The organism is Nocardia paucivorans NBRC 100373 (assembly GCF_000308675.1).
In the GTDB taxonomy this organism is placed as follows: domain Bacteria; phylum Actinomycetota; class Actinomycetes; order Mycobacteriales; family Mycobacteriaceae; genus Nocardia; species Nocardia paucivorans.
Genome location: NZ_BAGE01000126.1, coordinates 59,973 through 70,261 on the forward strand (window position 1 = coordinate 59,973; position 10,289 = coordinate 70,261).

General features: G+C 65.2%; 3 protein-coding genes. 1 reads left to right on the forward strand and 2 read right to left on the reverse strand.

What is annotated here, in order from left to right:
* The first annotated feature begins 3 nt into the window (after positions 1-3).
* On the forward strand, positions 4-330 hold the full coding sequence (locus tag ON32_RS25600; RefSeq protein ID WP_040793583.1) for a hypothetical protein: 327 nt from the start codon (positions 4-6) through the stop codon (positions 328-330).
* Here ON32_RS25600 and ON32_RS25605 read toward each other — a convergent pair.
* Positions 278-2,248 carry a hypothetical protein gene (locus ON32_RS25605; protein ID WP_157224369.1) on the reverse strand — a complete coding sequence of 657 codons (1,971 nt, stop codon included), beginning with the start codon at positions 2,246-2,248 and terminating at the stop codon, positions 278-280. The two genes, ON32_RS25600 and ON32_RS25605, sit on opposite strands and share 53 nt — an antisense overlap.
* 102 nt (positions 2,249-2,350) lie before the next feature.
* A partial coding sequence (locus ON32_RS25610) for a LuxR C-terminal-related transcriptional regulator (RefSeq protein ID WP_217998116.1) occupies positions 2,351-10,289 on the reverse strand: 7,939 nt, incomplete at its 5' end.

Consider the following 10,289-nt stretch of genomic DNA (forward strand, 5'->3'; position numbering starts at 1 on the left):
AATATGCGGTATACGTCCGGCGTCCAGGGCCCTCGCTCGCGGATCGCCCACGTCGATTCCCACGAAGTCGATCAGGGCGACCGGCATCGCCTGCCGGAATCGTTCGAACGCGACGTGATCGACCGCTCGCAGCCGAGCTTCGGCGATACGAGCCTCGGGATCGTGCCCTCCTTCCGTTTCGAGTACCGCCCTGGTGATATCGTCGGCGGCCTGCGCGGGATCGGTCTGCTCCAGGACCGTGCGGAATATTTGCTGCCGCAACGGATCCGTGATGTCATCACCGCGCTCGGCGCCGCCGAGCGAGCAGCTTCGACAGATCGTTGGGGGTGAACCCCCTCGACGTGTGAGTGGCGGACGCGGCATCGCCGGGTACCGGGGGCAACGGCCGGTCGGCGGTGGTGACGAGCGACTCGGGTATGGGGAAATGGATCGGCTCGACCGATATCGTGCGCGACCACGCGGATTCATAGGGCCACGGATTCGGCCGTGCAGGCCGGTTCCGGTTCGCTTCTCGCAATCCACCGGCGATCGGACCCGACGTTTCGGGCAATTCCGCCAGTATGCTCGCTATCTTTCGAAGGGTTGCGGCGGACATCGGTTTCGGGGCCGCCGCGGCCAATTCCTCCAGACGGGTGGGGTGGAGGTACTCCACGGCGAGATCACGAACGGTTTCCGCCGCGGCGCCGAGTGGTGAGCCATACCGCCGATACAACTGATACTCAGTATCCGGTACGAGCAATTCCTTCGGATATTCCGCGGTATTGGCTACCCGCACCGACCGCAGGGCCGGCGGCGGCTCACCCCACGGCAGGAAAACGCGGAACGCTCGCAGGAGCGGCGCGATTTCCGGGTCGTCTCTTATCTGGTCCGGTAGTTTATCCGTCCAGCCCAGATCGGTAGTGGCCGCTCCGTCCATTTCTGCGGGCCAAGAGAATTGATGCAGACGATACTTCTCGAATAGCTGGTTCATGATCAGCCATTTCGTCGCATACACAGTATCGACATATGCGACATAGAATGGTGTCGTCGTGATGTCGGGTCGACCCGCCACGGTATCGGCATCGGTTGTGTCGGTCACTTCGCGTCGCGGGGCCGGGGCGTCGGGTGGCCTCGCGACGGACTCTCCGGCACGGCCGGGCGCCGCCGGGGCATGGGGCCGGATGTACCGCACCGGCACCACTGCGCCGCTCCAATGACCGAATACCGTGATCCATCCGGACGGGAACAATGCGCGTAGGGCGTTATCGAGCAGATCTCGCAGCCCGTCGAGAAGGGAGTTGTCGATGTCCGCATTCTCCAGCACGACCCATGCCTCGACATGCCCGCGCCGATCGACCTCGTATACGACCCCGAATTCCACCGGAGCGTGATCGTCTCCCACAGTAAGGGTCAACATTTTCGGATATTCGGAAGAATAATATTTGGAAACAAACCGATACGTTCCGCGCGGGATTTCGGCGGCGTGCAGGATCAGCCGTCCTTCCCGGTACCGCGCGCTCGTGACCACCCCCATCGCCACCTCGCCGGGCTGCAAATTGCTCCGGTTCACGGGCAAGTCGACCACGATCCGAGCGGATATCGAGCCTTCCCGAACATCACCGTCGATATGCGGTACGGCCTCTTCATCGGTGGCTTCCGTGTCGACCGAATGATTCAGTTCGAACCACGCGGATTTTCGTACCCCGTTGTCGACGACAATGCCATGGTCGTCCGCAAAGGCACGCAACGCCAGGGACGGCCCCGGATCCGCCTCCGCCGGCCGATCGCCGGCCTCGGCGGCGACAGCGACCACCTCGAACCGCGTCTTCGTATCCGTTACCGTGACGACCGCCTCGATCGCACCGGGCGCTCTCCGCCACGCCTGCATAGCCAACTGTGTGAAAAGCAAGTCCGCGATGTTGACCTGTTCCTCGCTGAGCCATGGGAACTCCGCGAGCAACTCCAGCAGACGTTCCCGTGCGGGCCCGACGGCATGGAACACTTCGTTATCGGTTGGGTCGTCAACCACCTCGGCGGCCTCGTTCACCTCCCGGACGACGAAGCGTTCGCGGATACGCCCAGCGGAGGCCTCGGACTGTTCGGGTGCGCCCGGCTCGGGTTCCTCCTCGGTGGGTGCGTGTTGCGGTTGCCGTGGTCGCCGCCCCCAGTCGACCGGGTCGTGTTCGTGTTCGCTGTTGTGGTGGAAGGCCAGGGCCTGGGCTTCCATATGCCGTGGCCTTCCACCGACGAGACGGTGCCGTTCCGGCACCAAGGGATTGTGGCCGGGGTGGACGAAAGAATCGGCCCCGGGGAGCTGTCCGTCGGCGGGCCGAGCGGGTTTCGCCGAGCGCGGTGCCGGCGTTCGGGTGGTCTATGCGCGGTGATGTTCCCGAACGAGTTCGTCGGCCATGGCGACGACCAGTTCCCTGACGACCGGTTTCCCGGCGCGCCGCTGATCGGCCCGGACCAGCAGATCGGCCGTTTCGATATACACCTTGTCGGCGATCGCACGGGCCGCCGTCGAAGTGGGCACGCTGTCCAGTACGTGTTCCAGTGCCATATCGCCGAACTGTTCTCGAACCTGGTCGACCAGAGCGGGCCCCGGATTACCGAGTTTCTTCGCCATGCGTGCTCGGTAATCACGCACCGTGTCCGAGGACACCCCCAATTCGGCCGCGATGGCAAGGTCCGAGTGGCCGTTCATCAACAGGCCAAGGACCTGCGCCTCACGAGGTGACAGCGCGACCGAGTTCGGCGCGGCGGCACCGGTCGACTCGGCGGTATCGAGCCAGCCCTGACGCTGCGCGGCCAACACCGTGGGAAGTCGCCCCGCGGTACCGAACTTGGCCGCCACATGGGCCAGGAAATGTTTCATCTGGTCCGGCGACATCTCTTCTTCCGCCGCTATGGCCGTATTGCTCCATCCCTCGGCGATCGCGCGCAACACCCGAATCTCACGCTCCGACAGCTCGACCTCGGCCGGTGGGTCGGCGACGGCGACACGGTCGAGCAAACCCGCACGATCCGCCGCCAAGACGGTCGGCACCATACCGTCGGTGCCGAGTTTGCCGGCCGCGCGTGTGAGATAGCCCTCCACGGTGGCCTTCGACACGTTCAGTCGCGCCGCGACCACGCGCAACGACAGACCTGCCGCGAGCAGCTCGAGCACCTCACGTTCCCGGCTCGCCGGCTCGGGCCTGGGTGTTCGCGTATGCACTGCCATTTCGTCGGCAACGCGCTCGGTGATCGCGGCGAGCCGATCGGCCATGCGGAGCCGGAAGGCCCCCACCTCGTCCATCGGCACGTATGGCGCGTTCTCGGCCGCCGGGCTCACCAGCGCACGAAGGGTATGGAGTTGTCGAGGCGACAGCTCGCTCTTGCCCGGGACCATGCGAACCATGCCCTGGGAACCGACCTTCTCCACCAGACGATTCAAGAGATCGCCCACCCGGTTCGGCGGCATCCCCAGGGCGCCCCCGATGGTCTGGTCCGTGGCGCCATCGGCGATCAGACGAAGGACGAGAACCTCTGCCTCCGGCAACTCGATCCATGTCCGGCGTTCCATGAGCGTTGCGATGAGCTCGTCCAGTGCAGGTCCCGTGATCGGCGGCTGAATACCGACGCGTAAAGTGCGTGCGAGGACTTGCCAGTATTGTCTGAGGCTCGATTCTTTTATTCCTAGTTTTGTTTGGATTTCCTGTGCTGTCGCACCTGCTATGTAGAGGTTGAGTACTTTGTTCTCACGAATGCTCAATTCTCGATTGGGGAGATCGTCTGGATACTCGTCCTCGAGCGCGGTGATCAACGCTTCCAGGGCCTCACGCTGGACGGGCGTGAGTACTCGACGTTCCTGTGCGTCGTTACCCGCGGCAACGAGCAGTTCCTGCTGTGTGGAATCCAGTCCGGCGAACACGTCCTGGAATTCCATTTCGGTCATCCACCTCAACACTCTTCGCGCGTGGTCGGACTGTGTCGTCATTCCGCCCACACGATAGGCCATCAGGAGTTGTCGGCGATCCATTGGGAAACCGCCCCGGCCCGCCCGGTGTCCATCGGGGCGCGCAGGCGACTCGGTACGACCGCGTCGCGCTAGACCGACGATGGCATGCCGATCGTCGGCACCCAGTTTGACCGCGATATCGTCCAGCTGCTCGAGGATGACATCAGGTGACGTATGGAAGGCCACCGCGAGCGCGGTGATCGTGGCGTTCGACAGACCGCCCGCAGCCACCCGGAATATCTCGCGCTCCTGCGGGGTGAGCTTGGCAACAATACTATCCAGCACCTCCATCTGCGGTTCGGACGCGCGCACCGGGGCAACCTGTGACACTCCCCGCGCACGTGCGACCGCTTCCGCGAATTTACGGATCGCCACTGCCGTCAGCGGATCCGAAGTGGTCGGGCCGTCGGATGGCCGCCCGCCCTTCACCGGGGCGGGCCAAAAAGCGCGAATGCGTTCGAGCTGATCGAGGTTGAGATCATGTAGGCGCGAGTTGGTGAGAGCATTTCGGATATCCACGGACTCGGCCTCGGCCAGTGCCTGTGCGACCGGACCAACTTCGTCGAGCGACCGACCGTCGAGATACGCGGCGAGAATGCGTTGCCGGAACAGAGAGTACATACGATGTTCCACCACAAGGTTGCCGGCGACGAGGAGAGCCCCTTGTTCGAGGGTGCGCCCCCCAATTCGGTTCAGACGCTCGACGAGGACGTCACACGCGTTTTCGGCGATACGGCGGGCGACTCGCTCGTCGGGCACGCGCGCATGCACCCAGCGGAATACCTTGTCACCGTACTGCTGCCGGATCAGGACGGCGGCCTGATCGGGACGATTGTGCGCAATATGCTCCTCGAGCAGCTGTCGGGCCTGTTCGGGGGGCAAAGCGACGGTCGTTGTGGTGGGTCCGGCATCGATGGATGCGCCGGTAATGGGTTCATGTGCGGATGTCCGGTCGTTATCCGCTGCCGGCTCATGCCGTGGTTTCGGTCGATCCCAGTCGACCGGGTCGTGTTCGTGTTCACCGTTGTGATGGAAGGCCAGGGCCTGTGCCGGAATATTTCGTGGCCTTCCACCGACGACACGGTGCCGTTCCGGGGCGAAGGGGTTGAAGCCGGGGTGCGCGAAGGGGCCGATGCCCGCGGCTCGCCCCTCGGCGACCAGGGCGCGCTGCGGTGGCCGCGGAGTGGATGTCCGGTCGGGTGGTGTGCGCCGGGAGGTTTCCCGGGCGAGTTCTCCGGCGATATCGACGACCAGATCCGGTGCCACCCGCCGGTCGGCTCGCACCAACAGCTCGGCTGTTTCGACGTACGCCTTATCGGCGACGGCACGGGCCGTCGCGGCATCGGGCACGTGCTTCAGCACATGTGGGAGGGCCACATCGTCGAACAGCTCGCGGAGTTGATCGATTACCGCGGGTGCCGGGTCGGCCAGTTTTGCCGAAATACGGAACCTGTTACGGCGCAACGCATTCCGCGACATCCCCACTTCTTTCGCGATGGCGGGGTGCGGATATCCGTTCACCAGCAGGCGAATGATCCGAATCTGGCCCGGTGACAGCGCGGCCGAGCCGGATCGGGTGGGGGCGCTATGGGAACGGTTGTTGCTCCACGGGGTCCGTACGTTACCGGGCACATCCTTCTCGGGCTGCGCCGGTTTCATCGCAGGCCCGGCCACGGCAGGACCGGCGAGCCGATCCCGCGGAGCGGGGGCCGGTCGTGCGCGAGTGAACCGGTCGAGCACCCCGCGATAGAAGGTATCGGCATCGGCACCGGTGAGCACCGCATCGTCCACCAACGGGACACCGACCATGCGCAGCCCGTGCGCGATCTCGTGCAGCGAATGATGGTGCGGCAGCATGAACCCGATCACCGCGCCGATGAAATCGTGCTTCGGAAAGCCGAGCGGCAACCAACTCGAGTAGGCGACCAATCGACTGGCACTACCCGACGGTCCTGCGGTGAGCGCGAACCCACGGTGGACGGCGACCTCTTGGAACAGTGGATTGTCGGTGTCGAGTTCGACCAGGGCGGTGCCCGGACGCCAGGGCAACGAGACCGAGTACCGACGAGGATCGAGTTCGAGAGCGGCCGCCGCGCTGACGGGTTCCTCCTGATAGAAAACCTGGACCCGGTCGACCACGGCGTGCCCGTTCGAGTCGTACATTCGACGACTGTTCTCGTCGTAACGGTAGATCGGCAGCGCATCGGTGATCGTCGGATCTTCCGAACGCAATTGCTCGAGTAGTGCCGTCACATCGACCCGACCACGAGTGTCACGTGGCAGTGCGCGCTCCGGATCCAGGGTGGCGATTCGCCGGGCGACGAGCAGTCCGGGTGGAATGGCGTCCAGTTCTCGTTCCGATACGGGCATCGACAACAGCGCGTATTCGGTCAGGTCCGGACTTCTGCGCGCCATATCGGGGCGGTTGCGGGTCAAGCCGTCCCGCTGGGTGTATTCGGCGAACAGGTCCGCCACGACAGGGTCGGTCAACCGAACGAGGTGCTTGACGTCACGGAAATCCAGGGCGGTTATCGAGCCCTCGAGTTTCTCGGCCAACATGGACTCCCGCACGGCGCGTAGAGCGGGAACGTTCAGCCCGATCTCCGCTGCCCTCGCCTCCCAATCCGGTCGGTTCAGCAGTTTGGCGATACCGTCGGCCAGCGTGGTGCCCGAGCGTGTCTTGTCCAGCTCCGCGTTCCGAATCATCGCGTTGAGGACCGCGGACATCAGTTCACGCAGGCTCCCGTCGCGCCGGAGCTCGTCCAGCGACACGTGGCGCGCCACCGCGCCACCCCACTTCACGTTCTCGTACGCGTAGAAAGCGTCGTCGATCCGGTCCGGAGTCGCTTCCGGATGTAGCCGGGCGAGCACCTCGCGCAAACAGTCCAGCACCTCGATCACAGCCGCCCTGCTGCGCGGATCGTTGTACAGCACACGCGCCAGTTCGACCTCGTCCCGCACCCGCCGGTATCGCCATCCGGACCGTTCAGGGGCCGCCGGATCGGTATCCGACGGTTGGGCGGTTTCGTCGTGTCGCGCGCGATCTCGAGCGATCCCCGACTCAGGTCGAGTTGCCGCGACATCCTTTTCGGCCGAGGTGGGGGATGTGTGGTGCTCGGGTGCGAATTCGGGACCTTCCCGATCGGCGGGAGGCCCTTGGATTTTATGGGGGTGGCGAAGATGTAGGTACCTGGGAAGTGGTCGCCGAGTGGGGGCGAGGATGCCGTTGTTGTTCGAGTAGTAGGCGGCGAAAACCTTTTCGACGTGCTGATACGAGGGTTTCCATGCGTTCTCGCCGTTCTCGTCGCCATTGAAGTTGCGGACGTGGACGGTTGCGTTGTCGGGATCGTCGATGAGGGTGTCGAAGACCAGGACCTCACCTTCTACACCGACGAAGGTATAGGGGTGGGCGTTCGTGCCGTCGTCGACGACGATGACGGCCATATCGATACCGTTTCCCTCGGCGCGGACGGTTTCGGCCACGGCGGGGAAACGCGGATCGCCGTCGTATGTGACCGGCCGCAGTTGAGCGCCGAGAATGGCCTCGACAGGCTTCCAGTTCTTCTCGGAATCCCACCGAGGGTCGGTGTCGTCGGGTTCGGGCGAGCCGTCATGGACCAGTGCCAGGGCCCGGAATACCCGGGAGAGGTGGATAGCGCAGTTCTCGATCACCGCCGGAGGCAAGGCCGGATCGTCACCGGTCGACTTCGACGCCTTCTTCGAGCCGCGGGTGTGCCACGCGAGTGCTGTCGAAGCCACCGCCGCAGCGCCGAAGATGCCGGCGTTCATCCATCCGGTCGCGGCACCGCCGATCGTCGACAATGCGTAACCGCTGAGGAAACCGCCCAGGATGCCCCCGGTGTAATTCACGATATCCACCGCGGACATTGCCCCACCGATGGACTCCTGGGGGACCACCTCGGCCTGGTATTGGAAGAACTTCTTGTTGTTGAGCCAGATAACCGAGCCGACGGCCGCCGAGGCGGGCCCCAGAATCCACGGGTTGGTCGTGGTCGCGTACCCGGCCATGAGCGCCGCCCACGCCGTCATCGTGACCGGATGTGTCCACTTCAAGGAGAGACGATCGATAACTCGTTGCGGTGTGAGCGCCGTCAACAGCAGGCCCATGCTGCTCGACGATGCGAGCAAACCCGTCGTGGTTGCCGAATAGCCCGCGGTATTGGCGATATCCGCGAATTGCACACCGGATGCTATGGCTCCGAAACCCCATGGCAGCAGAAGCAGGACGTTGCCACGTAGATAGGTGTCCTGCCACATGGCGCGGGCACCGTCGAGCAGGCGAGGGCGCTGCGCATTCTGCGGTGTGATCGGGGGGAGCTTGCTCAACGTCCCCAGGTTCGCCGCGTAGAACGCGCTGCTCGTCCAGAACGGGAGCGCCGGCGTGATACGCCCCAACACCGGACTGATGAACCTGCCCACCGCCCCGGAGGCCTGGCGCTCCAGCAGCTGAAGCGTTATCGCGGTGCTCTTGTCCTCGTCCGTTGTGACCAACGAGCGACCGTAGACCGCCGAACTGGCCCTACCGAAGGTATCGGCCACCCCGATGACGAGCGAGGCCCCGATGACGGCCTCCAACGCACCCGGCAACCCGGCGATGATCCATCCTCCGGCAATACCCGTGGTCGCCAGACCGGTCGCGGCTGCGATTCGTATCGTGCGGCGGTTCTCGAACCGGTCGGCGACGTACCCGGCGGGGAGCAGAACACCCAGCACGGCCATCTGGGTCGCGGAAGTCGTGATGCCGGTCAGCTGCGAGGAATCACCCAGCTGCTCGACCAGCAGCGGGACGTAGGAGGAGAGCCCGACGCTGCCCACGGCGGAGAGGGTGGTGCCGGTGTACAGCACGGCCAGGTTCGGGTTCTTCGGCTTGGCCTTACCGCGAATCCATTCCAGGAAACCGGTTCTCGCCGCGGCCGCGGCTTCCTCGTCGGGGGATGTCTCATCGTCACCGTCGACCGGACGGTTGCCGGTGTCCGGTTCGCCGTCGGGATCGCCCGAGTTGCGCTCGGCGAGCGGCCCGTCCGGCGTGAGCTCGCCATCGTCCCGACCCGGCTCTCGCTTATCCGCCGGATCCGAGCCGCCGCTTTCGGGATGGGCCCGTACGTCCTGTGACGGGGTCGCCGAGGGCGGGGCGGGCGTCGAGTCCAGGTCGGAGGTGGCGTTCTCGTCCGGTGCATCCGGATTGTGGGTAGGCCTGTTGCCGGAAGTGGGCACGGTCGGATCGGGTTCGCCTTCGGGTCGGCGTTCGTCTCCGGACCATTCCCGGCCGTCCGGGTGATGGTGATAGGCCAGGGACAGGTCGGGGCCGGCTGTCGCCGCGTTACCGCTGAACGGCCGCCGACGCCGCCGAGAGTTCGGACGTTCGAGAATTGCGGCACGGGGATCTTCACGAGGGACGTAGTGGGTCGAGGAGCCGGGTTGATCGTCCGGCATAACAGTGGGAGCTCCACCGCCCGTCCCACCCGCGTGCGGGGTGTGCAGTTCGAACCAGGTGGTCTTACCACCCTCTTTCGTGGTGAACCCGTGCGCATCCGACAGCAGAGCGACGAACGCGCCGCCACGGCCCCGCTCCGCCTCCCAGGCGGGCATACCGGTGTGTGTCGGAGCCACTTCGCTTTCGTCGCTCACCTCGAAGCGGGTCGTGTAGGCATTGTCGGTGTCCGTGGCGGCGGCGACGACCTCGACCGGACCTCGGGTGTGACGCAACGAGTTCGCCACCAACTCCGAGACCAACAACTCCGCGGTGTCGATCTGGTCTGTGGTGAGCCAGGGAAACTTCCCATGCAATGAGCGCACCCATTCGCGCGCTCGAGCGACCCCTCTGACCCGGGCGCCTTCCTCCCCCAGGACGCCGACGTCCTCGCCCTCCCGACGCACCACGAATCGTTCCGGCGACGGCACGGCGGAAGGACGGGCCTTCTTTTTGGCCTTCGGACGAGCGGCCGGTGTCGGTGTGGGTTGTTGTGGTGGTGGGGCGGGTTGGGGGTGGGGTGGTTTGCGGCGGCGTGGTCGGTTGTCGTTGTTGTCGGTGGGTGTGCCCATCAGGGGGGTGGGCGGTGTGGGTGTGATCGGTGGGGTGGGTGGGGGTGCCAGTTCGGTGGGGGGGAGGCCGCCGGTGTGGGGGATGCCGGTGTGGTCGTTGCGGTAGTCGAGGCTGTCGGGGTGGAGTTGGGGTGGTCGGGTGGGGTCGTGGGGTGCGCCGGGGGTGTGGGGGTCGGGGTGGGTGGGGTAGTGCGTGGGTGTGGGGGTGTGGCGGGCGGGTGGTGTGGTGGCGGGAGGTGGGTGTGGG